The following is a 26,905-nucleotide window of genomic DNA, read 5'->3' on the forward strand; positions in this document are numbered from 1 at the left end:
GGGGGGCGGGCCCGGGGGGGGGGCGCGGGGGGCCCCCCCCCCCCGCGGCGGGGGGCGGGGGGGGGGGGGCGCCCACGACCTCGTTGCGGCTCCCGGTGCGTGTGGTCCCTCCCGTGGTCCCTGAACCACGGACGCTTGCGGTCCCTCGACCGCGGAGCGCTGGGGCGACGCGCTGTGGATGTGTCCCATTATGTGATTTCCCCGTTGGTCCCGACCGTGAAACTGCCGGTTGCGGGATGCTGGAGACAACGCTCGTTCACTTCACTCGTCTGCCCGGGCCGAGGTGCGTGTGGGGGATATGTGTGATATTGCCCTGTAATGCCGCATATTGTCGGTGCGGAGGGATGACGTCGCTTCATGGAGGCAGGAGGCAGTGATGGGTGTGGCAGCCGGTCCGATCCGCGTGGTGGTGGCCAAGCCGGGGCTCGACGGCCACGACCGGGGCGCCAAGGTGATCGCGCGGGCGCTGCGCGACGCCGGTATGGAGGTCATCTACACCGGGCTCCACCAGACGCCCGAGCAGGTCGTCGACACCGCGATCCAGGAGGACGCCGACGCCATCGGGCTGTCCATCCTCTCCGGCGCCCACAACACGCTCTTCTCCGCCGTGATCGGCCTCCTCAAGGAGCGCGACGCGGCGGACATCCTGGTCTTCGGCGGCGGGATCATCCCCGAGGAGGACATTCCGGAACTGAAGGCGAAGGGCGTCGCCGCGATCTTCACCCCCGGGGCGACCACGACTTCGATCGTGGAGTGGGTGAGGGAGAACGCGCGGCACCCGGCGGCATCGGAGGGCTGAGCACGCCCCCGACGCCCTCTCCCTGCCCCACGCCCTACTCCCGCCCCTGCCTCAGCTCCGCTGCCTCAGCTCCGCCGTCATCGCCGCCCGCAGCCGCAGCGTCGTGACCAGCCGCTGGAACGCCTCCGCCCAGTACCCGCCCGCGCCCGGTGACGCGTCCTCCGGTTCCTCCGGTACGGCGAGCAGGCCGTCGAAACGGCTTGCCTCGGCCGGGTCGAGGCAGCGCTCGGCCAGGCCCATCACCCCACTGAAACTCCATGGGTAGTTCCCCGTGTCCCGCGCGATGTCGAGCGCGTCGACCACCGCCCCGCCCAGCGGCCCCGACCACGGCACCGCGCACACCCCGAGCAGCTGGAACGCCTCCGACAGCCCGTGCGCGGCGATGAACCCGGCGACCCACGCCGCCCGTTCGTCCGCCTCCAGCGTCCCGAGGAGCCGGGCTCGCTCGGCCAGCGACACCGCCCCCGGCCCGCCCGCTTCCGGCGCGGACGGGGCGCCGAGCAGCGCCCGCGACCAGCCGGCGTCCCGCTGCCGTACGGCCGCCCGGCACCACGCCGCGTGCAGCTCGCCCCGCCAGTCGTCGGCCACCGGCAGTGCCACGATCTCCTCCGGCGTACGGGCGCCCAGCCGGTCCGGCCAGGTCGCCAGCGGCGCGGCCTCCACCAACTGGCCCAGCCACCATGACCGTTCGCCCCGCCCGCTCGGCGCCTTGGGCGCCACGCCGTCCCGCTCCATCGCCGCGTCGCACTCGTGCGGCGCCTCGACCGCGATCGTCGGGGTGTCGCGCAGCGGGTCCAGGGCCACGCACGACCACGCCCGGACCGCCATCCGCGCGGCGAGCGCCGAACCGGGCAGCGCCGACAGCAACTCCGCCGCCGTGGCCCGCACATTGCGGCTCCGGTCGGACAGTGCCTGTTCGAGGAACGCTTCGTCGGCGCCGGAGAGTTCCGTCCGCAGCGAGTCGAGGAACATCAGCCGGTCCTCGGCCCGCTCGGTCTGCCAGGTCGCGGCGAGCAACTCCCGCGCGGCGGCCGGTCTGCCCGCCCGTATCGCGGACAGCAGGGCGACCCGCTCGGCGAACAGCCCCTCCTGCCACAGCCGACGCACCCGCTCGCCGTCGTCCAGGTCCGGCAGCGCCGCCCCGCCGCCCGGAGTCGACCGCAGGGCGAACCGCCAGTCCGGATTCAGCCGCGCCAGCCACAACGCCCGCTTCCCCGCGAACGCCAGTGCCGCCGGGCGCAGATCCGTACGGCCCCGGGCCGCGTTCAGCAGCGCGGGCAGCGCCTGCGGGGGTGCCGCGTACCCGTGGGCGTTCGCTGCCGCGAGCCATTGGGGGAGCAGCTCCATCAGGTCCGGGGCGGTGCCTCGGCGGCTGCCGCCGGCCCCGCCGGGGCGGTCGTCCAGGAGCTGGGCGAGTCTGCGGGCGGCGGCCGTGGGGAGCGCTGGGCGAGGGTCCTCGGGCGCGGGCTCCGGCCGCCGCGCCGCCCGCGCGGGACGCAGCCCGGCCCGCCGCCGTACGGTCTCCAGGGCCGCCGCGTCCAGCAGCGCGGCCGGTGCCTCACGTCCGGGCGGGACACCGGCCGGGGTCCGGCGCTCGGTGCCGAGCAGGGCGGCGGTGACGAGGTCCTCCCAAGGGGGAGGAGGGGCGGGTGGGGCCGCCAAGCCGGGTGATGTGGGCGGGTCGGGGGCGGCAACCGGTGAGGGGGGTGTGGTGGCCGGGGTGGAGGGCCGGTTCATGGGGGTCCTTTCCGGTCCGGGGGAGGCGGGCTGTGCGCCTGGGGCCTGGTGCGAGTGGTGCCGTGGGATCGCGTCGGGGTGGTGCTCCGGGGGCTGGTGTCGGTAGTGCGCCTGAGGTCTGGTGCAGTGGTGCTCAGGGGTCTGGGGTGCGGGGTGCGCCGGGGTCTTGTCCGGAAGGTGCGCCCGGTCCTGTAGGAGGGGTGTGCCGAGGTGTTGTCCGAGTGGTTCACCCGGGGTCTTGTGCGAGGGGTGCAGTGGGGCTTGGCCGGGTCGGTGGTTCTAGGTGAGGGGTATGGCCTCGCCCGGGTCCCGCGGCCAGGCCGTCAGGGGGGTGAAGCCGTGGTGGCCGCATTCGCCGAAGACCTTGACGGGGGCGCCGCCGGACAGGGCGACCAGGCGCCACAGGCCGGGGCGGTTCCGGGCGGCCGGGGTGAGCGGCAGGGCCGTGTCCCCGTCGGCGTCGGCCAGTTGCCAGGAGTCGCCGTCCGGTGTCGGTACGACCCGGTCCAGGGTCACCGGGACCGACTCCAGCCAGGGATCGTGCCGCAGCGCGTCGCCGTAGCGGGCGGCGGCCTGGGCCGTCGTACCGCCCGGGGGCCGTACGGCGGTGGGGGCCGGGGGCGTGAACTGCTCGCCCAGCGCCGCCCGTAGCCGGTGGGCGCCCGGGTAGGTGGACAGTTCGGCGTCCAGGGTGAGGCCGACCGGCAGGGTGATCTCGGGGGAGCGGCCGGCCGCGCCGTACGACAGGATCAGCGCCGTGCGGTCCGAGTCGGTGCCGTACAGCCAGATGCGGCGGGTCGTCAGCTTCGGGTCGGCCGTGTCGTACTGGGCGAGGACCAGCCAGTGGTCGCGCGTCGGTGGTCCGTCCGCCGAGGCGGGCAGGCCGATCCGGGAGCGGACGGTGGCCGCCAGGTCGTCCGGGAGCAACTCGCGGTGCAGCCAGCCCCGGTCGAGGAGGTGCAGCAGCGCGCACTCCTCCAGCAGCCGCACGGGCCAGCCGGGCCCCGACGCCGGTATCGACCCCAACTCCCTCGCTCTCGACGCGAGTCCGGGGGCCTGGGCGTCGACCATGCGGGCGGCCGTCTCCTCCCACAGCCCGTACCCCGCGCCCTCCGCCGTGGCCAGGCCGCCGCGCAGCAGATCGGCGAGGCGCCGCTCCAGCTCGGTCGCGCCCGCCGTGACCCGCTCGGCCCGGCGCTCCGCCCGGCGCCGCGCCGCCCCGGGATCAGCGGTGGCGCCGCCCGGCGCGGTCCGCTCCCCCTCCGCGCGCTCCCTTCTCCCCTCTGTCCACCCCGCCACCCAGTCCGGCACCGCGCCGACCGGCACCACGGCGTCCCCGTCCGCCCAGAGCAGCAGCAGCCCCAGCGCGTGCTTGCACGGAAACTTCCGGCTCGGACAACTGCACCGGTACGCGGGCCCGCCGCCGTCCGTGCTGTCCGCGAGATCGACGACCGTTTGATACGGCGTGCTGCCGCTGCCCTCGCACTGCCCCCACACCGTCCCCTCCCGCGAACTGCCCGCCCCGGACCACGGACCGGCCGTGCCGAGCTTGCTCCCCGCTTTGCGTGACGCCGCGTCAGGTGCCAGTGCCAGCACCTGGTCCGCGGTCCAGCGCACCCCCTGCTCAGTCATGACATCGAAGGTAGATCCCCCCACTGACAATCGGCCCAGCGAGCACGTTTTCGCAGGTCAGAGCGATTGTCAGTGGGGTGGTGCATGGTGGAGTCAGATCCGAACCGGCCGAGCTGGAGGGGGCCTCAGCCATGTCCGTGTCCGCCGAAAAGAAGTCCGCCGAAGAGAAGCCCGTCGAAGAGAAGCCCGTCGAAGAGAAGCCAGCCGACGGGAATTCGGCCGATCCACATGACCAGGCGGGAGCCGAGCTGCTGCGCCCGCACGCCGAGGACGTCTTCGCGGGGGAACTCGCGGCGCTGGCCGCGCAGGACGACCGGCCGCGCCCGGCCCGCTGGCGGCTGTCGCCCTGGGCGGTGGCGACCTATCTGCTCGGCGGCACCCTGCCCGACGGCACGGAGATCACCCCGAAGTACGTGGGTCCGCGCCGGATCGTCGAGGTCGCCGTCAGCACCCTCGCCACCGACCGCGCCCTCCTGCTGCTCGGCGTGCCCGGCACGGCGAAGACATGGGTGTCCGAGCATCTGGCCGCCGCCGTCAGCGGCGACTCGACCCTGCTGGTCCAGGGCACGGCGGGCACCCCGGAGGAGGCGATCCGGTACGGGTGGAACTACGCGCAGTTGCTCGCCCACGGCCCCACTCATGACGCCCTGGTGCCCAGCCCGGTCATGCGGGCCATGGCCCAGGGGATGACGGCCCGGGTGGAGGAGCTGACCCGCATCCCGGCCGACGTACAGGACTCACTGATCACGATCCTGTCCGAGAAGACACTGCCGATACCGGAGCTGGGCTCGGAGGTCCAGGCCGTGCGCGGCTTCAACCTCATCGCCACGGCCAACGACCGCGACCGCGGGGTCAACGACCTGTCCAGCGCCTTGCGCCGCCGCTTCAACACGGTGGTGCTGCCGCTGCCGGAGAGCGTCGACGTCGAGGTCGACATCGTCTCCCGGCGCGTCGATCAGATCGGCCGCTCGCTGGACCTGCCCGCCGTCCCCGACGGCGTCGACGAGATCCGCCGGGTCGTGACCGTCTTCCGCGAACTGCGCGACGGGGTCACCGCCGACGGCCGTACGAAGGTGAAGTCGCCCAGCGGCACGCTGTCCACCGCCGAGGCCATCTCCGTGGTGACCAGCGGTCTTGCCCTCGCCGCCCACTTCGGTGACGGCGTGCTGAGGGCCGGCGACATGGCGGCGGGCATCCTCGGCGCCGTCGTCCGGGACCCGGCCGCCGACCGGGTGGTCTGGCAGGAGTACCTGGAGGCGGTCGTTCGCGAGCGTGACGGCTGGACGGACTTCTACCGGGCGTGCCGGGAGGTGAGCGCGTGAACAGGCAGCTGGGCAGCGGCCCGAGGAACTACGAGGTGAGCGACGAGGTGAGCGACGAGGTGAGTGGTGCGGTGAGCGACGAGGAGAAGGACCTGGGGTGGCCGTTCGCCGGTCGGGGCGGGGGAGTCCGGGGTCGGCGACGGGGGGCGGGACGCGGATCGCGCGGAGGACGCGATGACGGTTGCTGAGGGGGACGGGGGCGGGGGAGCGCCGCGCGCGTCCGGGGGCGAGCCGCTGTTGCTGGGGGTGCGGCATCACGGGCCGGGGTCCGCGCGGGCGGTGCGGGCGGCGCTGGACGCGGCGCGGCCCCGGGTGGTGCTGATCGAGGGGCCGCCCGAGGCGGACGGGCTGATCCCGCTGGCCGGTGACGCCGCCATGCGCCCGCCGGTCGCGCTGCTCGCCCATGCCGTGGACGAGCCCGGCCGGTCGGCGTTCTGGCCGCTCGCCGAGTTCTCCCCGGAGTGGATCGCCCTGCGCTGGGCCGTGGAGCGCGGGGTACCGGCCCGCTTCATCGACCTCCCGGCGACGCACACGCTGGCGTGGGAGAGGGATGGGGAGGCGGGGGCGCCCGATGCGGGTGAGACCGGCGGGGGCGACGGTCCCGGGGAGGGGGCGCGGGACGTCCGGATCGATCCGCTGGCCGTGCTGGCCGCCGCCGGGGGCTATGACGATCCCGAGCGGTGGTGGGAGGACGTCGTCGAGCACCGGGGGGTCGGTGGGGACGTGTTCGCGCCGTTCGGGGTGGTGGCGGAGGCGATGGGGGCGCTGCGGGAGGCGTACGGGAGCGGTGGGCACGAGCGGGATCTCGTGCGGGAGGCGTACATGCGGCTCCAGGTGCGGGCGGCCCGGCGGGAGTTCGGGGACGGCGTGGCCGTGGTGTGCGGGGCGTGGCATGTCCCGGCGCTGCGGGAGCGGACGGCCGTGGCGGCGGACCGGGCGCTGGTGAAGGGGCTGCCCAAGGTCAAGGCGGACATGACGTGGGTGCCGTGGACGTACCGGCGGCTGGCACGGGCCGGGGGATACGGGGCGGGTGTCGACTCGCCGGGCTGGTACGGGCATCTGTTCGCGGCGCCGGACCGGCCGGTCGAGCGGTGGATGGCCAAGGTGGCGGGGCTGTTGCGGGCCGAGGACCGTGTCGTGTCGTCCGCCCATGTCATCGAGGCGGTGCGGTTGGCGGAGACGCTGGCGGTGATGCGGGGGCGTCCGCTGCCGGGGCTCGGTGAGACGACCGACGCGGTGCGGGCGGTGATGTGCGAGGGCTCGGATGTCCCGCTGGCGCTGGTGCGGGACCGGCTGGTGGTCGGGGATGTGCTGGGGGAGGTGCCCTCGGCGGCTCCGGCGGTGCCGTTGCAGCGGGACCTGGACCGGGCGCAGCGCAGACTGCGGATGAAACCGGAGGCACGGGAGCGGGAGCTGGAGCTGGACCTGCGCAAGGAGATTGACGCCGGGCGCGGGAGGCTGCTGCACCGGCTGCGGCTGCTGGGCGTGGCGTGGGGGGAGCCGGCGGAGTCGCGGGGAAGCACCGGCACTTTCCGGGAGACCTGGCGGCTGCGGTGGGAGCCGGAGCTGGTGGTGCGGGTCGCGGAGGCGGGGGTGTGGGGCACGACCGTGCTCGGCGCGGCGACCGCCAAGGCGGCGGCGGACGCGGTGGCGGCGCCGGGTCTGGCCGAGGTCACGGCGCTGGCGGAACGGTGTCTGCTGGCGGAGCTGCCCGACGCGCTCCCGGCGGTGATGCGGATCCTGGCCGACCGCGCGGCCCTCGACGCGGACGTCGGGCACCTCGCCCAGGCGCTGCCCGCGCTGGTCCGTTCCCTGCGGTACGGGGATGTGCGGGGCACGGACACGGGGGCGCTCGCCGAGGTCGCCGCCGGGCTCGCCGAGCGGATCTTCGTCGGTCTGCCACCGGCCTGCGCCGCGCTCGACCGGGACGCGGCCGACGAGATGCGGCGCCATGTGGACGCGGTGCACGGGGCGGTGGGGCTGCTTGCCGAGGGGGCGATGGGAGAGGGGACGGCAGGAGAAGGGGCGGGGAGCGACGCCGGTGCCGGTGCGGGTGGGTTGCTGGAGCGGTGGCGTGAGGTGCTCGGGGTGCTGGCGGGACGGGACACCGTACCGGGGGTGATCCGGGGGCGGGCGGCCCGCCTGCTGCTGGACGCCGGGCGGCTGGACCAGGACGGGGCGGCGCGGCTGATGGGGCTGGCGCTGTCACCGGGGACGCGGCCGGGGGACGCGGCGGCGTGGATCGAGGGGTTCGTCGGGGGCGGCTCCGGGGGCGGGATGCTGCTGGTGCACGACGAGCGGCTGCTGGGGCTGGTGGACACCTGGCTGACGGGGGTGTCGGCGGAGGCGTTCACGGATGTGCTGCCGCTGCTGCGCCGGACGTTCGCCGAGTACGAGGCCGGGGTGCGGCGCACCCTCGGTGAACTGGTGCGGCGGGGGCCGGGGCAGCGGGCGGCGGCCGTCGGGGCGGGGGCCGGGATACCCGGATTCGGGGACGGGCTCGATACGGGGCGGGCGGACGCGGTGGTGCCGGTGGTGCGGTTGTTGCTGGGGGTGGGGGCGTGACGGACGGGGGCGTGGTGGGCAGCGGTGCGGTGGCCGGAGCCGGAGCCGGAGCCGGAGCCGGAGTCGGAGTCGGAGTCGGAGCCGGAGTCGGAGTCGGAGTTGGGGCGGTGGCCGAGGTGGGGGCCGAAGCCGGGGCCGCGTCCGCGGCTGGGTCTGCGACCCGAGCCGTGGCTGAATCCGGCGGCGGGGTTGGGGCGGTGGCCGGGTCTGGGGCTATGACTCCAGCCGGGTCTAGGTCCGGGGCGGGAGCCGGGGTCGTGTCGGGGGCCGGGGCCGGGGCCGGGGCCGGGGCCGGGTCTGCGGGCAGGGCCGGGGTTGGGGTTGGGGCCGGGGTTGGGGATGTGGCCCTGGCGGAGACCGGAGCCGGTGGGGGGCTCGGTGTGGTGGAGGAGCGGTTGCGGCGGTGGCGGTTGGTGCTTGGGGGTGGGGAGGGGGCCGACGGGACCGGGTACGGGTTGGTCGGGCGGGACGCCGGGATGGACGGGGCGCTCTCCGCGCTCTATGGGAAGAAGGGGCGGTCGGGGAAGGAGCGGTCGGCGGGGCTGGGGGCTTCGGCGCCGGCCGTGGCGCGGTGGCTCGGGGACATCCGGACGTACTTCCCGGCGTCCGTGGTGCAGGTGATGCAGCGGGACGCGATCGACCGGCTCGGGCTGTCGACGCTGCTGCTGGAGCCGGAGATGCTCCAGGCGGTGGAGGCGGACGTGCACCTGGTGGGCACGCTGCTGTCGCTGAACAAGGCGATGCCCGACACGACGAAGGAGACCGCGCGGGCGGTGGTGCGCAAGGTCGTCGACGATCTGGAGAAGCGGCTGGCCGCGCGGACCCGGGCCACGCTCACCGGGGCGCTCGACCGCAGCGCCCGGGTCACCCGCCCACGCCACCGGGACATCGACTGGAACCGCACGATCGCGGCCAACCTCAAGCACTACCTCCCGGAGCGGCGGACGGTCGTCCCCGAGCGGCTCGTGGGGTACGGGCGGGCCTCGCGGGCGATGAAGAAGGAGGTCGTGCTCTGTATCGACCAGTCGGGGTCGATGGCGGCGTCGGTGGTGTACGCGTCGGTGTTCGGGGCGGTGCTGGCGTCGATGCGGTCGATCGGTACGCGGCTGGTGGTGTTCGACACGGCGGTGGTGGATCTGACGGATCAGCTCGACGATCCGGTGGACGTGCTGTTCGGCACGCAGCTCGGGGGCGGTACGGACATCAACCGGGCGCTGGCGTACTGCCAGTCACGGATCACGCGGCCCGCGGACACCGTGGTCGTGCTGATCAGCGATCTCTACGAAGGGGGCATCCGCGACGAGATGCTCAAGCGGGTGGCGGCGCTGAAGGCGTCGGGCGTGCAGTTCGTGGCGCTGCTCGCGCTGTCGGACGAGGGGGCGCCCGCCCACGACCGGGAGCACGCGGCGGCGCTCGCGGCGCTGGGCGTGCCGGTGTTCGCGTGTACGCCGGATCTGTTCCCGGACGTCATGGCGGCGGCGATCGAGAAACGGCCGCTTCCGGTACCGGACGGGACGTGACGCGGCCGGGTGCGAGATGTGGCCGAGTGCGGGATGTGGCTGAGTGCGTGACGCGGCCGGGTGCGGGATGTGGCCCGATGGGGATGTGACTGAATGGGGTATGTGGGCTAATGGGGGATAGATGTGAATAGTGTCTAGTGACACTCCGTGCCGTGAAATGCGGCATCATGTGACGGGTATCACCGCTCATGTGTGACTCTCGATTTAGGGGCCTTCGGTAAGCAGCGATAACCTGCGAGACGGACATGCCGCGCGCTCGGACACCGTGTGCGCTTCCCCTGTGACCCATGCGGACGTCACGTTGCCCTTCGCGGCACGCCCACGCATCCAACGAACCGCGAGATCACTGATAGGGACGGAAGCGCGTGGACCTGTTCGAGTACCAGGCGAGGGACCTCTTCGCCAAGCACGATGTACCGGTGCTGGCCGGTGAAGTCATCGACACGCCTGAGGCGGCGCGCGGGATCACCGAGCGGCTGGGCGGCAAGTCCGTCGTCAAGGCCCAGGTGAAGGTCGGTGGCCGCGGAAAGGCCGGCGGCGTCAAGCTGGCCGCGACCGCGGACGAGGCCGTCGCCCGTGCGACGGACATCCTCGGCATGGACATCAAGGGCCACACGGTCCACAAGGTGATGATCGCCGAGACCGCGCCGGAGATCGCCGAGGAGTACTACGTCTCCTTCCTCCTGGACCGCGCCAACCGCACCTTCCTCTCCATCGCCTCCGTCGAGGGCGGCATGGACATCGAGGAGGTGGCCGCCAACCGTCCGGAGGCCGTCGCGAAGACGCCGATCGACGCCATCGACGGGGTGACGCCCGAGAAGGCGCGCGAGATCGTCGAGGCCGCGAAGTTCCCGGCCGAGGTCGCCGACAAGGTCGCCGATGTCCTGGTCAAGCTGTGGGACGTGTTCATCAAGGAGGACGCCCTCCTGGTCGAGGTGAACCCGCTGGCCAAGGTCGCCTCCGGCGCTGTTCTCGCGCTCGACGGCAAGGTGTCGCTGGACGACAACGCGGAGTTCCGGCACCCGGACTTCGAGGAGTTCCACGACAAGGCCGCGGCCAACCCGCTGGAGGCCGCCGCCAAGGAGAAGAACCTCAACTACGTCAAGCTGGACGGCGAGGTCGGCATCATCGGCAACGGTGCCGGGCTGGTCATGTCCACCCTGGACGTCGTCGCGTACGCCGGTGAGAACCACGGCAACGTCAAGCCGGCGAACTTCCTGGACATCGGTGGTGGCGCCTCCGCGCAGGTGATGGCCAACGGTCTGGAGATCATCCTCGGGGACCCGGACGTCAAGTCCGTCTTCGTCAATGTCTTCGGTGGCATCACCGCGTGCGACGAGGTCGCCAACGGCATCGTCCAGGCGCTCCAGCTGCTCGCGGACCGCGGTGACGCCGTCACCAAGCCGCTGGTCGTCCGCCTCGACGGCAACAACGCCGAACTGGGTCGCAAGATCCTCACCGACGCCAATCACCCGCTGGTGCAGCGCGTCGACACCATGGACGGCGCGGCCGACCGGGCCGCCGAGCTGGCCCACGCCGCTAAGTAAGCACTCAGGACGAGGACACAACACACCATGGCTATCTGGCTCAACAAGGACAGCAAGGTCATCGTCCAGGGCATGACCGGCGCCACGGGCATGAAGCACACCAAGCTCATGCTCGGCGACGGCACCAGCGTCGTGGGCGGGGTGAACCCGCGCAAGGCGGGGCAGACCGTGGACTTCGACGGCACCGAGGTACCCGTGTTCGGGACCGTCAAGGAGGCCATCGAGAAGACCGGTGCGAATGTCTCCGTGATCTTCGTGCCGGAGAAGTTCACCAAGGACGCGGTGGTCGAGGCGATCGACGCCGAGATTCCGCTGGCCGTCGTGATCACCGAGGGCATCGCCGTCCACGACTCGGCGTCCTTCTGGGCGTACGCCGGGAAGAAGGGCAACAAGACGCGGATCATCGGTCCGAACTGCCCCGGGATCATCACCGTCGGTCAGTCGAACGTCGGGATCATCCCGGGCGACATCACCAAGCCGGGGCGGATCGGGCTGGTGTCGAAGTCGGGCACGCTGACGTACCAGATGCTGTACGAGCTGCGGGACATCGGGTTCTCGACGGCCGTCGGTATCGGTGGGGACCCGATCATCGGGACCACGCACATCGACGCGCTGGCGGCGTTCCAGGATGACCCCGACACCGATCTGATCGTGATGATCGGTGAGATCGGAGGGGACGCGGAGGAGCGGGCGGCTGCGTTCATCAAGGACAACGTGACGAAGCCGGTCGTCGGGTATGTCGCCGGGTTCACCGCGCCCGAGGGCAAGACGATGGGGCATGCCGGGGCGATCGTGTCCGGGTCGTCCGGGACGGCGCAGGCCAAGAAGGAGGCGCTTGAGGCCGCCGGGGTCAAGGTCGGCAAGACGCCTACCGAGACGGCGAGGCTCGCCCGCGAGGTTTTGGCCGGCTGAGGTCGGTTCGGCTGAGCGTCCGTAGGCCCGTCCCCGGCGTGGGGGCGGGCCTATCGGCGTTTTCGCTGGCGGCGCGTTTGCGTGTTTCGGCGGGATCCGGCGGGTTGTTCGGCTGCGGGGCGGTGGTGGGCTGGTCGCGCAGTTCCCCGTGCCCCTGTGGGGGTGGGGGCGGCTCGCGTTCGCAGTCGTCGTCGCTGCCGCTGCGGCAGGGCTCACTCCACCCTTGGGATCAGGCGTTCCGGGCCCGTTGCTGATTCGTTCCTCAGTTTTTCTCGGAGGGCGAGTTGTTCGGCTGACAGGGGGCCCGGGGCCGGTTTGGGGGGGACTCCTCGGACGGTTTGGCCGGGGGGGATCGGGGGCTCGTACTGGGTGGGGGCCGTGCGGACGGTCAGGGCTGTTGCGCCGATCAGGGCCACCGTGAAGGCGATGGCGGCCCGGGTCCAGAAGCGGGCCCGGCGTTCGCCGGCCAGGCGGACCGGCTTGGGCTGGGCGGCGCGGAGCCGTTCCGCGGAGGCGAGCCGGGCCAGCCGGTCGTGCAGGACGGACGGGTCGGCCAGCTCGGGCAGCCACCCGGCGACCGTCTCGCGGGCGTGCATCAGACGGGTCGCCGCCGCCGGAGTGCTCGCCTCCGTCTCCGCCGCCGTGTCCGCCAGGTCCAGCCCCACGCCGTCGTAGAGGAGCAGCGTGCGGCGGTGCGGTGCGGGCAGGGCCAGGAGCGAGCCGAGCAGGGCGCGGTCGGCCGGGTCCGCCGGAGGGGCCTCCGGATGGCGGTATCGCGGGCGGTAGCGGTGCCAGGGGGCGAGCGCGTACTCGTACGCCGCCGCGCGGACCCAGCCCGCCGGGTCCCGGTCCACCGCGACCTCGGGCCAGCGCTGCCAGGCCAGTTGGAACGCCCGTTCCACCGACTCCCGCGCCAGCTCCCGCCGCCCGCACAGCAGATACGTCTGCCGTACGAGGGCGGGCGCGCAGAAGGTGTACAGCGCGTCGAACGCCTGATCGGGGGTCAGTGACCCGGTCTCCTCCGGCGGACCGGCGGACACGGATTCCGCGACCGCCGTCACCGTCTGCGCGACCCCCGGCATCGGCTGCTTCTGGTGTACGGGCATGGCCAATGGCTCCTGACGTGCGCTCACCTCGATGTCCGGGGCGATGTCCCGGACCGGCCTTTCCTGCGCCGCCGCCTTCTTCGGCCGCGGGGTTTTCCTCGACGGCTCCGGCCTCCGCGGCTCGGCCGTCCTCTCCGGCTCGGCCGTCCCCTCCGCCTCCCCGGCCGCCCCCTCGACCTCCCTGGCTGCCCCTTCTGCCGCGTCGGCCGCCCCGGCCAGCCGCGCCAGCACCTTCGCGTACGTCTCGCGCTTGCGTCCGCGCGGGGTAGTACGCCCGGTCTCCCAGGCGCGTACCGTCTCGCGGGTGACACCGACCTGGGTGGCGAGCTGAGCCTGTGTCAATGAGGCGGCCTCGCGCAGCCGTCGGCACTCCTTGGGCGGCGGGAGCGGAGTGGCAGGACTCCGTGTCACAGGGCGCCCCTTCGCTCGATAAAGTACATAAACATATATTGGGCGACACTTCGGAACTTCGCCTGTTACGGCGGGAAAGCGTGTGTCGTTGGGAGCATGGCGCACGTGATCCCGATGACCGATCGCCCGACAGGTCGCCCCCCTTCCCGCCTGCCCCACCTGCCGCCGCCGCTCACCCGGCAACTGACCCGGCTGCGCGGGCGCTCGCCCGGCATCGTCTCGGGCATGCTGGGCGGCGCGGTCGCGGCCGGGCTGGGGCTCGGCTCGTTCGCCGTCCTGGTGACGATGCTGTGGATCAGCTCGCCCTACCCCGACAGCGGCCCCGGTGGCGCCCTGCATGTCGCCGCCGCGCTCTGGCTGCTCGCGCACGGCGCCGAACTGGTCCGCGCCGACACCCTCTCCGGTGCCGCCGCCCCCGTCGGCCTCACCCCGCTGCTGCTCCTCGCCGTCCCCCTCTTCCTCCTCCACCGCGCCGCCCGGGACGCCGTCGACCGCGCCGCCGAGGGCCACACCCCGTCGTCCGCGCGTACGGCGTGGGCGGGCGTCGTCCTCGGCTATGTCGCCGTCGGCGCGGCGGCTGCCCTCTACGCCACCGGCGGTGACCTGCGCCCTTCCTGGCCCTGGGCCGTCGGCTGTGTTCCGCTGGTCGCGGTGGTGGCGGCCGGTGCCGGGGTCTGGACGGCGTACGGGCGCCCCCACGAGCCGTTCCTCGGGCTGCTGGTCAGGCTGCCGCGCCGACTGCGCCGCCCGCTGATGCCGCCCGTCGCCCGGGACCGCTACGGCGAGGCGGTGCGCGGTGCGGCGGCCGGTACGGCGGTGCTGGTCGGCGGCGGTTCCCTGCTGGTCGCGGCCTCACTGCTCGGACACACCTCGGCCGCCGTCGCCGCCTTCGGGCAGCTGACGGAGGGCTGGTCGGGACGGTTCGCGGTCTTCCTGCTCTGTCTGGCGCTGGTCCCCAACGCCGCGATCTGGGGCGCCGCCTACGCCCTCGGCCCCGGCTTCCTCCTCGGCGTCGGCCACACCACCGGCCCCCTCGCCTCCGCGCCGGGCCCGCTGCTGCCCCCCTTCCCGCTGCTGTCCGCCGTACCCGCCACCGGCCCCGGCACCCCCCTGACCTGGGCGACCGCGGCGATCCCGGTGGCGGCGGGCCTGACGCTCGGCTGGTTCATGGCGACCGCGGCGGTACGCCCCCCGGCCCCCCTTCCGGACCCGGCCACCGCCCCCCACCCCCCGTACGACTACGCCCCGCCCCCCTGGTCCGCCCGCCGCACCCTCGCTTTCACTTTCCTCGCCGCCCTCCTGTGCGCCGCCGCCCTCGCCCTCCTCGGCGCCCTCTCCGGCGGCCCCCTCGGCGCGTCCGCCCTGGCCCGCTTCGGCCCGGTGTGGTGGCAGACCGGCACGGCCACCCTGGCCTGGACAGCCCTGCTGGGCCTCCCGACCGCCCTGGTCGTACGGGGCTGGCGGCTCCGAGCGCAGCGCCGCGCCCCCAAACACACCGGCAAACACACGGACAAGCACACCGGCAAACACACCGACGCCGCCCAGGAGCCCTCCCGGACGGCGTCGAAACAAAAGCCCGCTGGACGTACCGGCGCGGGAACCGGCGACGGCTAACCCTGCCCCAGCACGTCCCGCAACTGCTCCGGCAGCAGCCGGTCACAGGACTGCCGCTGCTCATTGGTGAGGGCGTCGCTGCGGCACGTGTAGTAGTCGCTGTACACCAGCTGGGCCACGAACGTGGCGCCGACCAGCACGATCGCGAGGGACGCCGCCACGATGCCGCTGACCGCCGCCGTGGTCTGCGGCCGTCCGCCGGTCGGCTGCTGCGGCGCCGGGCTGTCCGGGTCCGGCGTACGCGGCTTGGTGTTCAGCGCGCTGATGCCCCAGTACAGGGCGAGCGCGCCGAGCAGCAGCGCCACGTACGGCCAGCTGAAGAGGGCGAAGAAGAAGGCCCACATGCCGCCGAGGAGCGCGTACCGCGCACGGCGCTGGGCGGGGTCGGTCGGGTCCCAGCGCGGAGTGGGTCCGCCACCGGGACCGGTGGGGCCGTCGGGCCTGCCGCCGGGGCGATCGCCGAAGCCACCCCCCGAGGAGCGGCCGGGCTGCTGGTCGCTCCACCCACTGCCCCAGACCGGACCACCACCCCCCTCCCCGCCACGCGAACCGTCATCCGGAGAACCGGACGAACCGGACGAGCCGGAGGAGCCGTTCCCATTACCGGGCGGGCCATCGGCGCCGTCCGGGCGGCGCGGCTGCCAGGGGCGGTCCGGGCTGCCCTCCGGCGGCGGCGCGAAGGGATTGTCGTCCTGCCCGGAACCGCCAGGGTTCCCGGAGTGCCCGGAACCGGTCCGCCCGGACGAGGCATCCGGCGCCGACGAGGGGCGGTCCCGCAGCAGCACACCGCTGCGCCGCCCTCCCCGCTCCGGCAGCGGGGTCGGCATGAGGGGTCTCAGGCTGCGGTCCGGCATCAAGTGAGCGTCATCCCTTGGTGGTTGAAACCTTGCGGTTGCGGCTCGGTGGGTACGGCTGCGGTGCGGTGACCGGGCCATCACCTTATGAAACGCTTCGCTCGCCACGCACGTTCCCGACCCGGCTCCCCCAGACGCTACCTTCCGGCCACGCCCCCGTCCCGTGGGGGCTGTCCGGTGTGCCGGTATCGTTGCTGACGGTCGGCCGCTTCGTAGGCTTCCCCGTATCCGGGGGCGCGAAGCATTCGTACGAACGCACAAACGCGGACGCACAAACGCGAGCGCACAAACGCGGACGCGTAAACGCGAACGCACAAACATCCGCCGACCCCATAGGACCAGGACATCGACGTATCTCCAGAAAGGGCCGACCCGTGGCCGAGCGTGTCAAGCGCCTTGTCGTGCTGGTCTCCGGATCGGGCACCAACCTCCAGGCGCTGCTCGACGCCATCGCCGAGACCGGCGTCGCGCGCTACGGCGCCGAGATCGTGGCCGTCGGCGCGGACCGTACCGGCATCGAGGGGCTGGCCCGTGCCGAGCGGGCCGGGCTGCCGACCTTTGTGCGCAGGGTGAAGGACTACGCGACCCGCGAGGAATGGGACGCCGCCCTCGCCGAGGCGGTCGCCGCCCACGAACCCGACCTCGTGGTGTCCGCCGGGTTCATGAAGATCGTCGGCAAGGAGTTCCTGGCCCGCTTCGGCGGGCGGCTGGTGAACACGCACCCGGCCCTGCTGCCCAGTTTTCCCGGCGCCCACGGCGTCCGTGACGCGCTCGCGTACGGCGCCAGGGTCACCGGCTGCACCGTCCACTTCGTCGACGACGGCGTCGACACCGGCCCGATCATCGCCCAGGGCGTGGTCGAGATCCGGGACGAGGACGACGAGAGCGCGCTGCACGAGCGCATCAAGGAAGTCGAGCGAAGGCTGCTCGTCGATGTCGTGGGGCGGCTCGCCCGCAACGGCTATCGCATCGAGGGACGAAAGGTAGTTATCCAGTGACCGCCGAAAACGCCGGGTCCGCCGGGTCCACCGGGACCGCCGAGAGCAACGGCAAGCGGGGTATCCGCCGCGCGCTGGTCAGCGTGTACGACAAGACCGGCCTGGAAGAGCTGGCCCAGGGGCTGCACGCCGCCGGGGTCCAGCTCGTCTCGACCGGTTCCACGGCCGCGAAGATCGCCGCCGCGGGCGTCCCCGTCACCAAGGTCGAGGAGCTGACCGGCTTCCCCGAGTGCCTGGACGGCCGGGTCAAGACCCTGCACCCCAAGGTGCACGCGGGCATCCTCGCCGACCTGCGCCTCGCCACCCACCGCGAGCAGCTCACCGAGCTGGGCGTGGAGCCCTTCGACCTGGTCGTCGTGAACCTCTACCCGTTCCGCGAGACGGTCGCCTCCGGCGCCTCCCCCGACGAATGCGTCGAGCAGATCGACATCGGCGGCCCCTCCATGGTCCGCGCCGCCGCCAAGAACCACCCCTCCGTCGCCGTCGTCACCAGCCCCGCCCGCTACGCGGACGTGCTCGCGGCGGTCGGCTCGGGCGGCTTCGACCTGCGCACCCGCAAGCGGCTGGCCGCCGAGGCGTTCCAGCACACGGCCGCCTACGACGTGGCCGTGGCGAGCTGGTTCGCGAGCGAGTACGCGCCCGTCGACGACTCCCCGTTCCCCGACTTCCTCGGCGCCACCTGGGAGCGCGAGAACACCCTGCGCTACGGCGAGAACCCGCACCAGCCCGCGGCCCTGTACGTCGACCCGGCGGGCGGCGGCCTCGCCCGCGCGGAGCAGTCGCACGGCAAGGAGATGTCGTACAACAACTACACGGACACGGACGCCGCCCGCCGGGCCGCCTACGACCACGACGAGCCCTGCGTCGCGATCATCAAGCACGCCAACCCGTGCGGGATCGCGATCGGCGCGGATGTGGCCGAGGCGCACCGCAAGGCGCACGCCTGTGACCCGCTGTCCGCGTTCGGCGGCGTGATCGCCGTCAACCGGCCGGTCAGCAAGGAGATGGCCGAGCAGGTCGCGGAGATCTTCACCGAGGTCATCGTGGCGCCCGGGTACGAGGACGGCGCGCTGGAGGCCCTCTCCCGCAAGAAGAACATCCGGGTCCTCACCGCGCCCGGCGCCCCCGCCAACCCCGTCGAGGTCAAGGCCATCGACGGCGGCGCGCTGCTCCAGGTCACCGACCGCCTCCAGGCCGACGGCGACGACCCGGCGAACTGGACCCTGGCCACCGGCGAGGCCCTCACCCCCGCCGAGCTGCGCGAACTCGCCTTCGCCTGGAAGGCGTGCCGCGCGGTCAAGTCCAACGCCATCCTCCTCGCCAAGGACGGCGCCTCCGTCGGCGTCGGCATGGGCCAGGTCAACCGGGTCGACTCCGCGAAGCTCGCCGTCGCCCGCGCGGGCGCCGACCGCGCGCAGGGGGCGTACGCCGCCTCCGACGCGTTCTTCCCCTTCCCGGACGGCCTGGAGATCCTGACCGACGCCGGGGTCAAGGCCGTGGTCCAGCCGGGCGGTTCGGTCCGGGACGAGCAGGTCGTGGAGGCGGCGAAGAAGGCCGGCGTGACGATGTACTTCACGGGGACCCGGCACTTCTTCCACTGACCGCCGCTCTCTCAGAAACCCCGGGGAGTGTCGGGCGGCTCCTCGGCGGCCAGCTCGCACCACACCGTCTTGCCGTCCGTCTCCCCGACCATGCCCCACCGCTCGGCGATCGCGTCGAGCAGCATCAGGCCCCGGCCGGTCTCTTCATACCGGCCGGGGTCTCGTGCGACCAGGACGGCGGGCGGTCCGGAGTCCGTGACCTCCAGTCGGGTACGGCCGTCAGCCGCCCGCGTGAGCCGCACGGTCACGGGCGTGCCCTCGCCGACATGCCGGATCACATTGGCCAGCAGCTCGCTGAGGCACAGTTGTACGTCGGGGCAGGGCCTGCCCAGGTAGATCCGGACCGCCTGCCGCGCCTCGGACACCAGCTCGCGATCCGCGACGAACGCGAGCGTCATGGTCTCCTCGGCCGTGAGTTCGCCGATCACTCCGCCCTCGCCTCCCGCAAGACCTTGACGAGGGCCTGGGCGGTGGCGGTGTTGCAGTTGCCGAGTGACACCAGGGGCATCCCCGAGCCTGCGAACGCCGGTAGATCCAGACCGAGCGAGGGCAGCGTGATGCCGTGGGCCTTTAAGGCCGCGCGCAGGTCTTCTACGTGGACGTCGATCTCGTGGTGGGGGGTCATGGGGGGTACGCCTCCGTGTGCGGGGTGTGACGAATCCCTCACAGAGTGGCGTGAAGGGGCGTACCGTGAAAGGGGTTTCTGCTGGACACGAGCAACTGTTGAACGGTGGTGGTGGGTTGTGCCCGCGAAGAAGGACCCCGACGCGTCCGAGAGCATTCCTTCCTTCTACGGCGCCGAGTTGCGGTATCGCCGTGAATTGGCGGGGCTGACTCTGGAACAGATGGTTGAAGGGAGCTTTCGGGGGGCCTCGTATCTCAGTCTGATCGAACGGGGTGAGCGCCGGATGCCGCCCGACCTGGCCCGGCATGTCGACAAGAAGCTGGGAACGGACGGGTTTTTCGAGCGGCGGTGTGAAGACACGGCCAAGGCGCGGCGGGTGGGGCATTCCGCGAACTTCGAGGACGTGCCCGACCTAGAGAAGCAGGCGATGTCGCTGGAGGAATGGCAGCCCGAGATCATCCCCGGCCTGCTCCAGACGGCGGCGTACATGAGCGGGCTCATTCGCCATGGGGCCCCCTACACCACGCCGGAGACGGCGGCGGAACGCATCAGTGCCCGCATGGCGCGCGCGAAGCTGTGGGAACTCCCCGACCGCCCCCAGTACTGGGCGATCGTGCGGGAGTCGGTCATCCGGAACACGCCGCTCTCAGCGGTCGTGATGGCCGAGCAGTTGGAGCACGTCGCCGCACTGATCCGGTCCACGCAGAGCGTTTTCCAGATCGTTCCGGAAACGACCTTCTGGCATCCCCTCAGGCGCGGCACGGCCAAGATCATGACCTTTGCCGATTCCCCGCAATTGGTGTGGGCGGACGGCAACTTCGTGGGTCAGATGATCGACTATCCGCCGCTCGTGCGTCAGTACCGCCAGGCGTACGATCTGCTCCGGGCCGCCGCACTCTCACCCGAGGCGTCCCTGGCACTGATCGACGAAGCAGCGAGGACCTACAGAGATGAAGCCGACAAGGAAGCCCGACCTGCGTAGCGCGGCTTGGCGCAAGAGCAGTTTCAGCGAGGAGTACGGGGCAGACTGCGTAGAAGTCGCCACTAACTTCCCCAGCGTCACCCCGGTCCGCGACTCGAAGGCGCCCGAAGGCCCCACCCTCCTCCTCTCCACAAACGCTTGGGCCGCCTTCGTCACCGCCGTGAAGGCGTGACGAAGACGGCCCATTCCTGCCCCTCGCGGAGCGCTACCGCTTAGTAGCGCGGGCGGTTGAACCACGCCTTGCCATTGGCGTTGCCCGCGAACACGGCTATCAGGACGCCGAGGATGAGGTGGATGATGCCGAAGACGGTGAACGGGTAGATGGCGAACACCGCCGTCAAGATGCCGAACACCAGGATCGTCACACGCGAGCCACTACCGCCGGACTTGAACTTGGTGGCGAGCACGGCCGCCCACACCAGCCAGCCCAGCGCCAGCACGAGGAGGCCCCACAGCACGCCGGTCGAGTAGCCGGAGAGGTCATCGAACGCCGGGTCGTCCTTCAGCTGGTCGATGGTGAACACGGCGAAGGCGAACAGCACCACGCCGATGACCTGGAGACCGGCGATCACCCACAGCAGCACCCGGGCGGTGCTGACCGTGCCGGGCATCGTGGTCATCGCGGGGGAGCCATCCCCGTACGGGCTGACGGGCGGCGCCTGCGGGTACCCGTACCCCTGGTTGGCCGGCGGCTGGCCATACGGCTGTCCGCCCTGAGGGGCGCCGTAGGGATTGTTCTGGTCGCCGAAACTCATGGCGGGGGTTCCTCCGTTGTTGCGGGTGCGGGGACGACGCGCGGCACTTTGCGGAGGAAAGGATGTACAGAAAGCGGTCCGTCCCCCCGGTACTGCCCGCGGCACTGTGCTGTACATCGTTCTTCAGCCATCGCGCGATTGTCCAGCCACGGGCGGGAGGTGTTGTGCAAGTGCAACATCACCGATCTTGGGACGAACGGGATGGGAATCGGGATGGGACGGGCGTCACGCGCCTGGATTGGAACCGGGGCCCGGTCATCCGGGAGTATGGGGCCATGACCGCCCAGATTCTCGATGGCAAGGCCACCGCAGCCGCGATCAAGTCCGATCTGTCCGTCCGCGTGGCGGCTCTGAAGGAGAAGGGCGTCACGCCCGGCCTCGGCACGATCCTGGTCGGGGACGACCCCGGCAGCCGTAAGTACGTCGCGGGCAAGCACCGCGACTGCGCCGAGGTCGGCATCGCCTCGATCCAGCGTGAGCTGCCCGCCACGGCGACGCAGGAGGAGATCGAGACGGCCGTCCGCGAGCTGAACGACGACCCGGCCTGCACCGGCTACATCGTGCAGCTCCCGCTGCCCAAGGGCATCGACGAGAACCGCGTCCTGGAGCTGATGGACCCGAACAAGGACGCCGACGGCCTGCACCCCATGAACCTGGGGCGCCTGGTCCTGAACGAACCGGCCCCGCTGCCCTGCACCCCCAACGGCATCCTCACCCTGCTGCGCCGCTACGGCGTGGAGATCAAGGGCGCCGAGGTGGTGGTCGTCGGCCGGGGCGTGACGATCGGCCGCCCGATGCCGCTGCTGCTGACCCGCCGCAGCGAGAACGCGACGGTCACCCAGTGCCACACCGGCACCCGCGACCTCTCCTCCCACCTCAAGCGCGCGGACATCATCGTCGCCGCCGCCGGGTCCGCCCACCTGGTGCGCGCCGAGGACGTCAAGCCGGGCGCGGCCGTCCTCGATGTCGGGGTCTCGCGCAGCGCCGAGGGCAAGATCGTCGGCGATGTGCACCCGGACGTCGCCGAGGTGGCCGGTTTCCTCTCCCCGAACCCCGGCGGGGTCGGCCCGATGACCCGGGCGCAACTGCTGGTCAACGTGGTCGAGGCGGCGGAGCGCAGTGTCGGCTGACGGCAGGACCGAGGAGCGGGGCACCGGCGCCGGTACGGAGCGGCGCATCGAGGCCGGTGGGGCGGAGGACGATCTCGCGGTGACCGACGCGGTCAGCGCGCTCGACGCCGAGGGCCGGCCGGTCCGGACCACCCGGCGCTTTCCCCTGTTCACCCGGGACACCGCCCGGCCCGAGGGGGGAGGTGTGGCCGCCTCCAGGGACGCGCCCGCGCCCGCCCGCCAGTGGCCGATGCTGACCGTGCTGTCCCTGGTCGGCCTCGGTCTGCTGCTGACCGCGCTCGATGTGTTCCGCGTCGGTCTGCTGCTGATCGGCGCCGCGCTGCTGGCGGGCGCGGTCCTGCGGTTCGTGCTGCCCGGCGTCGGCATGCTCGCCGTACGCTCCCGCTTCACCGACATCGTCACGTACGGCGTGCTGGGGCTGTCGATCGTGGTGCTGGCGCTGATGGTGCAGCCCAGGCCGTGGCTGGAGATCCCGTTCCTCAAGGACACCCTGCATTTCACGGTGGATCAGTAGCCCCGCGCGAGCCCCGCGCGGTTCGTGCACGGAAGAACGGCGGCCCGTCCTCACCCCCGATGAAGGACGGGCCGCCGCCGTTCCCCACGTTTGCGCAGGAGGAACGGCCGATTCAACGGCTGTCCGGGTGCTGTGGCATGGAAGTGACCGTTCCGCTACGGTGTCCGCGCGCCGGAAAGCTAATCTGCTGACGGGTTAATGTGATGAGGCGTGCGATGGTGCATGTCCGCAGACCCCGCGCTCCCGTGCGCCCCCACCCCGGGAAACTGAGATCCTGATCCGGTGCATCCCTGTGGGTAGCCAGACCAGGGCTCGGAGGAACGGCACCTCGCGCGGGGGAACGAACCAGCACGTACCGGGGGAAAGAGGGGGATGCAATGCCTCGTTGGAAGGCACTGCCCGATGAACTCGATCCACAGATCAGGGAGTTCACCAGCCAGCTGCGTCGGCTGGTGGACCGCAGTGGCCTGAATGTCGCCGCCGTCGCCGACCGCACGGGCTACAGCAAGACGTCATGGGAGCGTTATCTCAACGGCCGGCTGCTCGCGCCCAAGGGCGCGATCGTCGCGCTCGCGGAGGTCACGGGGACCAATCCGGTCCATCTGACGACCATGTGGGAGCTGGCCGAGCGCGCCTGGAGCCGTTCGGAGATGCGGCACGACATGACCATGGAGGCCATCCGGATCTCCCAGGCCCGCGCCGCGCTGAGCGAGTTCGGCGCGCCGCCCGGCAAGGGGAAGGCCGGGCGGCGGGGCGGCGGCGGTCCGGCCGCGACGCCGGGGGGCGCGGGACCGGCGGGGTCGCGGGGCGCGGGCCCGGCTGGGGTGGCGCCGACGGTGCCGCAGCAGCCGACGGGGCCCCGGGATTCGGCGAGGGTGCGTCCGCAGGATTCGAGGTCCTCGGGGTCCGCAGGGTCCGCGGGGTCCGCGGGGTCTTCGGGGTCGTGGGGGGCGTCGAGGTCGGCTGGGCCTTCCGGGGCGTCTGGGCCTTCACGTGGGTCGTCCTCGGGCGTGGGTTCCACCGATTCCAGGGGGTCCACCGATTCCAGGGGTTCCACCGATTCCAGGGAGTCCGCTGATTCCGCCAACTCCTGGAAGCTCGCGGGCTATCAGGGGCCGTCGCGTCCGGGCGGGCGTCCGGGCGGTGCCGAGAGCCCGGCATCCGGAACGCCGTCGGTGAAGCCGTCGGCAACGCCGTCGTCGGGGACGCCCTCGGTGGACGGCTGGCTGCGGCCGGGAGTCTCCGGTGCTTCCGGGCCGGGCGCCGGCTCCGGTACGGCCATGGGGGCCGGACCCGGTACGTACGGTGAGCCGCCGCGCGGTGGCCGGTCCGACCGGCGGGACTCCGGAACCGGCGGGGGCAAGCGGCGTACGGCGATGTTCCTCGCGGGGATATTCGGGGTGCTGATATTGGTCGGGGCGGCGTTCTTCCTGACCAGGGACGGTGACACCGCGAACGAGGGCGCCGATCCGACGCCCACCCCCACGCCCAGCACCAGCGTCGAACTGCCGCCGGGTGTGGAGTGCAGCGGCGCGAGCTGCACCGGCAAGGACGCCGAGGCCATGGGGTGCAGCGGCGATCTGGTGACCACCGCCGCGACCGCCGTGGTCGGCACCAGCACCGTCGAGGTCCGCTACAGCGAGATCTGCCAGGCCGCGTGGGGCCGTATCTCCCTGGCGACCCAGGGCGACGAGATCGAGGTCAGCGCCGACAGCGGCAAGCAGGTCGGCGCCATCACCGAGGCCGGGGACACCAGCGCGTACACCCCGATGGTCGCGGTGAAGAGCGAGGCCGAGGCGGTCGCCTGCGCGACGCTGCTGGCCGGGCAGCAGGGCTGCACGCAGTAACGCGGCGGCAGGGCTGCGCTGGATTCACCCGTACGAGTGATGCGGGGGGAGGTATGGCCGTCGGGAGGCCGGGAATGCGGACGGTACCCCCACGGGATCCGGCAACGGAATCCCACCCCGGGCGGCCGTCCCGTCCCACCCCTCCCGGACGGACGGCCGCCCCTCCTCCTCCCCTTGTGCCGCGGCGAGTCGGTCGCCGGGCCGTTCCGGGCCGTTGTGGTGTCGGCCACAGCACCCCGAGGGTCCCCGTTGACCAATGCGCGATAGCCTGACGGCTGGATCTGTCTTGATATGAAGAGATCGATCATCCGCCCGGGGCCGGGACGCCCCACCGCCAGCTGTCATACGGAGAACGCCATGACCCGCACTCCCGTGAACGTCACCGTCACCGGCGCGGCCGGCCAGATCGGTTACGCCCTGCTCTTCCGCATCGCCTCCGGCCAGCTGCTCGGCGCGGACGTGCCGGTCCGGCTGCGTCTGCTGGAGATCACCCCGGCGCTCAAGGCCGCCGAGGGCACCGCGATGGAGCTGGACGACAGCGCGTTCCCGCTGCTCCAGGGCATTGACATCACGGACGACCCGAACGTCGCCTTCGACGGGGCCAACGTGGCACTGCTGGTGGGCGCCCGGCCGCGTACCAAGGGCATGGAGCGCAGTGAGCTGCTCTCGGCCAACGGCGGCATCTTCAAGCCGCAGGGCAAGGCCATCAACGACCACGCGGCCGACGACATCAAGGTGCTGGTGGTCGGCAACCCGGCCAACACCAACGCGCTGATCGCGCAGGCCGCCGCGCCGGACGTACCGGCCGAGCGGTTCACCGCGATGACCCGCCTCGACCACAACCGCGCGCTCACGCAGCTGGCGAAGAAGACGGGCACGCCGGTCTCCGAGATCAAGAAGCTGACGATCTGGGGCAACCACTCCGCGACCCAGTACCCGGACATCTTCCACGCGACCCTCGCGGGCAAGAACGCGGCCGAGATCGTCAACGACGAGGCGTGGCTGGCCGACGAGTTCATCCCGACCGTCGCCAAGCGCGGTGCCGCGATCATCGACGCCCGGGGCGCGTCCTCGGCGGCCTCCGCCGCCAACGCCGCCATCGACCACATCTACAGCTGGGTCAACGGCACGGACGAGGGCGACTGGGTCTCGATGGGCATTCCGTCCGACGGGTCGTACGGTGTGGCCGAGGGGCTCATCTCGTCCTTCCCCGTGACCTGCAAGGACGGGGCGTACGAGATCGTCCAGGGGCTGGAGATCAATGACTTCTCGCGGGCGCGGATCGACGCGTCGGTGAAGGAGCTGGCGGAGGAGCGGGAAGCTGTGCGGGGGCTCGGCCTGATCTGACGGTCCCGACGACGTCGTCTGCGGGTGCGTGGGGGCTGGTCGCGCAGTTCCCCGCGCCCCTAAGGCGATCTACGCGTTCCCCTGCGCCAAGTGCCGCTTACGGGGTGCTGCCCGGTGGGATGCGGCGGGTGACCATCAGGCGGTTCCAGCTGTTGATGGCCGTGATCAGGGCGATGAGATGGGCGAGGCGCGGGGCGTCGAAGTGGCGGGACGCCTCCTCGTACACCTCGTCCGGTACGTAGCCTTCGGTGAGGACCGTGATCGACTCGGTCAGCGCCAGCGCCGCCCGCTCGCGCGCGTCGAACGCCTCCCCCGCCTCCTCCCACGCGGCCAGCAGATCGAGCTGACGCTCGCTCACCCCCTGCTTGCGGGCCAGGGTGAGATGCATGTCCAGGCAGAACGCGCAGTGGTTGAGCTGCGAGGCCCGGATCTGGACCAGTTCGGCGAGCGCCGGGTCCCCCAGGCCGCGCTTGGCGGTGGCGCTGACCGACTGCATCGCCGTACGGACGCCCGCGTCCAGCGCGGTGGTACGGGCCGTCACCGGGACCCGGCCGGGTGGTAGTGGCCCGGGGTCATCCGGGTGGTCACGCCGAACCGGTTCCAGGCGTTGATCACCGTGATCGCGGCGATCAGCTGGGCCAGCTCCGGCTCCTCGAACAGCTTGGCGGCCCGCTCGTACACCTCGTCCGGCACGAAACCGTCGGTGAGGACCGTGATCGCCTCGGTCAGCTCGATCGCCGCCAGTTCCTTCTCCGTGTAGAAGTGGCGGGACTCCTCCCAGGCGCTGAGCTGGATGATCCGCTCCACGCTCTCCCCGGCCGCGAGGGCGTCCTTGGTGTGCATGTCCAGGCAGAACGCGCAGTGGTTGAGCTGCGACGCGCGGATCTTCACCAGCTCGTACAGGGTGGGGTCGACGCCCTGTTTGGCGGCGGTGTCGAGCCGGATCATCGCCTTGTAGACCTCGGGGGCGTGCTCCGCCAGCTTCAGGCGGGGTGGTACCTCGGGGGCGCAGCGGGGAGGCCCGGTGGGGGGCTTCTGTGTGGTCATGTGCTTGACCCTACGGAGGATCCGGCCCGGGGGTATGGTC

The 26,905-nt window shown here is 72.3% G+C and carries 24 protein-coding genes; 15 read left to right on the forward strand and 9 right to left on the reverse strand.

Features of this window, described 5'->3' with window-relative positions; translation table 11 throughout:
- Positions 1–376 precede the first annotated feature (376 nt).
- On the forward strand, positions 377–799 hold the full coding sequence (locus ACFXAZ_RS04275; protein WP_384584782.1) for a cobalamin B12-binding domain-containing protein: 423 nt from the start codon (positions 377–379) through the stop codon (positions 797–799).
- A gap of 51 nt (positions 800–850) precedes the next feature.
- Here ACFXAZ_RS04275 and ACFXAZ_RS04280 read toward each other — a convergent pair whose 3' ends face one another.
- Both ACFXAZ_RS04280 and ACFXAZ_RS04285 read right to left on the reverse strand, forming a co-directional pair.
- Positions 851–2,536 (reverse strand): DUF5691 domain-containing protein, encoded by a 1,686-nt coding sequence (locus ACFXAZ_RS04280; protein ID WP_384584785.1) that lies wholly within the window; start codon positions 2,534–2,536, stop codon positions 851–853.
- Between the two features lie 279 nt (positions 2,537–2,815).
- Positions 2,816–4,168 carry an SWIM zinc finger family protein gene (locus ACFXAZ_RS04285; RefSeq protein WP_384584787.1) on the reverse strand — a complete coding sequence of 451 codons (1,353 nt, stop codon included), beginning with the start codon at positions 4,166–4,168 and terminating at the stop codon, positions 2,816–2,818.
- Between the two features lie 131 nt (positions 4,169–4,299).
- Between ACFXAZ_RS04285 and ACFXAZ_RS04290 the strand changes: the two genes are divergently transcribed.
- From ACFXAZ_RS04290 to sucD, 5 genes are all read left to right on the forward strand, one after another.
- Complete coding sequence (locus tag ACFXAZ_RS04290) at positions 4,300–5,490, forward strand: AAA family ATPase (RefSeq protein ID WP_384584790.1); 1,191 nt, start codon at positions 4,300–4,302, stop codon at positions 5,488–5,490.
- Between the two features lie 174 nt (positions 5,491–5,664).
- The gene (locus tag ACFXAZ_RS04295; RefSeq protein ID WP_384584792.1) at positions 5,665–8,055 is read left to right on the forward strand and encodes a DUF5682 family protein; all 2,391 of its coding nucleotides are present in this window, start codon (positions 5,665–5,667) and stop codon (positions 8,053–8,055) included.
- A gap of 215 nt (positions 8,056–8,270) precedes the next feature.
- On the forward strand, positions 8,271–9,575 hold the full coding sequence (locus ACFXAZ_RS04300) for a vWA domain-containing protein (RefSeq protein ID WP_384584795.1): 1,305 nt from the start codon (positions 8,271–8,273) through the stop codon (positions 9,573–9,575).
- Between the two features lie 365 nt (positions 9,576–9,940).
- A complete protein-coding gene (sucC, locus tag ACFXAZ_RS04305) occupies positions 9,941–11,122 on the forward strand; it encodes an ADP-forming succinate--CoA ligase subunit beta (RefSeq protein WP_384584798.1) in 1,182 nt (393 codons plus the stop codon).
- Between the two features lie 27 nt (positions 11,123–11,149).
- Positions 11,150–12,034 (forward strand): succinate--CoA ligase subunit alpha, encoded by an 885-nt coding sequence (sucD, locus tag ACFXAZ_RS04310; RefSeq protein WP_382680462.1) that lies wholly within the window; start codon positions 11,150–11,152, stop codon positions 12,032–12,034.
- 212 nt (positions 12,035–12,246) lie between these two features.
- Here the strand turns inward: sucD and ACFXAZ_RS04315 are convergent, their stop codons facing one another.
- Complete coding sequence (locus ACFXAZ_RS04315) at positions 12,247–13,551, reverse strand: helix-turn-helix domain-containing protein (protein WP_384584801.1); 1,305 nt, start codon at positions 13,549–13,551, stop codon at positions 12,247–12,249.
- Positions 13,552–13,647: 96 nt separating this feature from the next.
- Between ACFXAZ_RS04315 and ACFXAZ_RS04320 the strand changes: the two genes are divergently transcribed.
- Positions 13,648–15,165 carry a DUF6350 family protein gene (locus ACFXAZ_RS04320; protein WP_384584804.1) on the forward strand — a complete coding sequence of 506 codons (1,518 nt, stop codon included), beginning with the start codon at positions 13,648–13,650 and terminating at the stop codon, positions 15,163–15,165.
- Here the strand turns inward: ACFXAZ_RS04320 and ACFXAZ_RS04325 are convergent.
- Entirely contained in the window at positions 15,162–16,019 is an 858-nt protein-coding gene (locus ACFXAZ_RS04325; protein ID WP_384584807.1) for a hypothetical protein, read from the reverse strand. The genes ACFXAZ_RS04320 and ACFXAZ_RS04325 overlap by 4 nt on opposite strands.
- Before the next feature lie 353 nt (positions 16,020–16,372).
- Here ACFXAZ_RS04325 and purN point away from each other — a divergent pair, with 353 nt between their 5' ends.
- Both purN and purH read left to right on the forward strand, forming a co-directional pair.
- Positions 16,373–17,017: a phosphoribosylglycinamide formyltransferase gene (purN, locus tag ACFXAZ_RS04330; RefSeq protein ID WP_384584961.1), complete on the forward strand. Its 645-nt coding sequence runs from the start codon at positions 16,373–16,375 to the stop codon at positions 17,015–17,017.
- Complete coding sequence (purH, locus tag ACFXAZ_RS04335; protein ID WP_384584809.1) at positions 17,014–18,618, forward strand: bifunctional phosphoribosylaminoimidazolecarboxamide formyltransferase/IMP cyclohydrolase; 1,605 nt, start codon at positions 17,014–17,016, stop codon at positions 18,616–18,618. The genes purN and purH overlap by 4 nt, the downstream gene beginning before the upstream one ends.
- A gap of 11 nt (positions 18,619–18,629) precedes the next feature.
- Here the strand turns inward: purH and ACFXAZ_RS04340 are convergent, their stop codons facing one another.
- Positions 18,630–19,046: an ATP-binding protein gene (locus ACFXAZ_RS04340; RefSeq protein WP_384584812.1), complete on the reverse strand. Its 417-nt coding sequence runs from the start codon at positions 19,044–19,046 to the stop codon at positions 18,630–18,632.
- Complete coding sequence (locus ACFXAZ_RS04345; RefSeq protein WP_382680469.1) at positions 19,043–19,243, reverse strand: hypothetical protein; 201 nt, start codon at positions 19,241–19,243, stop codon at positions 19,043–19,045. The genes ACFXAZ_RS04340 and ACFXAZ_RS04345 overlap by 4 nt, the downstream gene beginning before the upstream one ends.
- A 118-nt stretch (positions 19,244–19,361) precedes the next feature.
- Here ACFXAZ_RS04345 and ACFXAZ_RS04350 point away from each other — a divergent pair, with 118 nt between their 5' ends.
- Positions 19,362–20,225, forward strand: a complete 864-nt coding sequence (locus tag ACFXAZ_RS04350; RefSeq protein ID WP_384584816.1) for a Scr1 family TA system antitoxin-like transcriptional regulator — start codon at positions 19,362–19,364, stop codon at positions 20,223–20,225.
- On the forward strand, positions 20,194–20,397 hold the full coding sequence (locus ACFXAZ_RS04355; RefSeq protein WP_384584819.1) for a DUF397 domain-containing protein: 204 nt from the start codon (positions 20,194–20,196) through the stop codon (positions 20,395–20,397). The genes ACFXAZ_RS04350 and ACFXAZ_RS04355 overlap by 32 nt, the downstream gene beginning before the upstream one ends.
- Before the next feature lie 40 nt (positions 20,398–20,437).
- Here the strand turns inward: ACFXAZ_RS04355 and ACFXAZ_RS04360 are convergent, their stop codons facing one another.
- Positions 20,438–20,980 carry a hypothetical protein gene (locus ACFXAZ_RS04360; protein WP_384584821.1) on the reverse strand — a complete coding sequence of 181 codons (543 nt, stop codon included), beginning with the start codon at positions 20,978–20,980 and terminating at the stop codon, positions 20,438–20,440.
- A 275-nt stretch (positions 20,981–21,255) separates the two neighbouring features.
- Between ACFXAZ_RS04360 and ACFXAZ_RS04365 the strand changes: the two genes are divergently transcribed.
- From ACFXAZ_RS04365 to ACFXAZ_RS04380, 4 genes are all read left to right on the forward strand, one after another.
- A complete protein-coding gene (locus ACFXAZ_RS04365) occupies positions 21,256–22,110 on the forward strand; it encodes a bifunctional methylenetetrahydrofolate dehydrogenase/methenyltetrahydrofolate cyclohydrolase (protein WP_384584824.1) in 855 nt (284 codons plus the stop codon).
- 46 nt (positions 22,111–22,156) lie between these two features.
- Positions 22,157–22,624, forward strand: coding sequence for a DUF3017 domain-containing protein (locus ACFXAZ_RS04370; protein ID WP_384584964.1), 468 nt, complete (start codon positions 22,157–22,159; stop codon positions 22,622–22,624).
- A gap of 377 nt (positions 22,625–23,001) precedes the next feature.
- Entirely contained in the window at positions 23,002–24,471 is a 1,470-nt protein-coding gene (locus ACFXAZ_RS04375) for a DUF2690 domain-containing protein (protein ID WP_384584827.1), read from the forward strand.
- Positions 24,472–24,828: 357 nt separating this feature from the next.
- A complete protein-coding gene (locus tag ACFXAZ_RS04380; protein ID WP_384584830.1) occupies positions 24,829–25,818 on the forward strand; it encodes a malate dehydrogenase in 990 nt (329 codons plus the stop codon).
- Between the two features lie 97 nt (positions 25,819–25,915).
- On the opposite strand, the gene ACFXAZ_RS04385 is transcribed toward ACFXAZ_RS04380, so the two are convergent.
- Positions 25,916–26,359, reverse strand: coding sequence for a carboxymuconolactone decarboxylase family protein (locus ACFXAZ_RS04385; RefSeq protein WP_384584833.1), 444 nt, complete (start codon positions 26,357–26,359; stop codon positions 25,916–25,918).
- A complete protein-coding gene (locus tag ACFXAZ_RS04390; RefSeq protein WP_384584836.1) occupies positions 26,356–26,865 on the reverse strand; it encodes a carboxymuconolactone decarboxylase family protein in 510 nt (169 codons plus the stop codon). The genes ACFXAZ_RS04385 and ACFXAZ_RS04390 overlap by 4 nt, the downstream gene beginning before the upstream one ends.
- Positions 26,866–26,905: the final 40 nt, after the last annotated feature.

This window comes from Streptomyces sp. NPDC059477, from assembly GCF_042749375.1.
Lineage (GTDB): Bacteria > Actinomycetota > Actinomycetes > Streptomycetales > Streptomycetaceae > Streptomyces.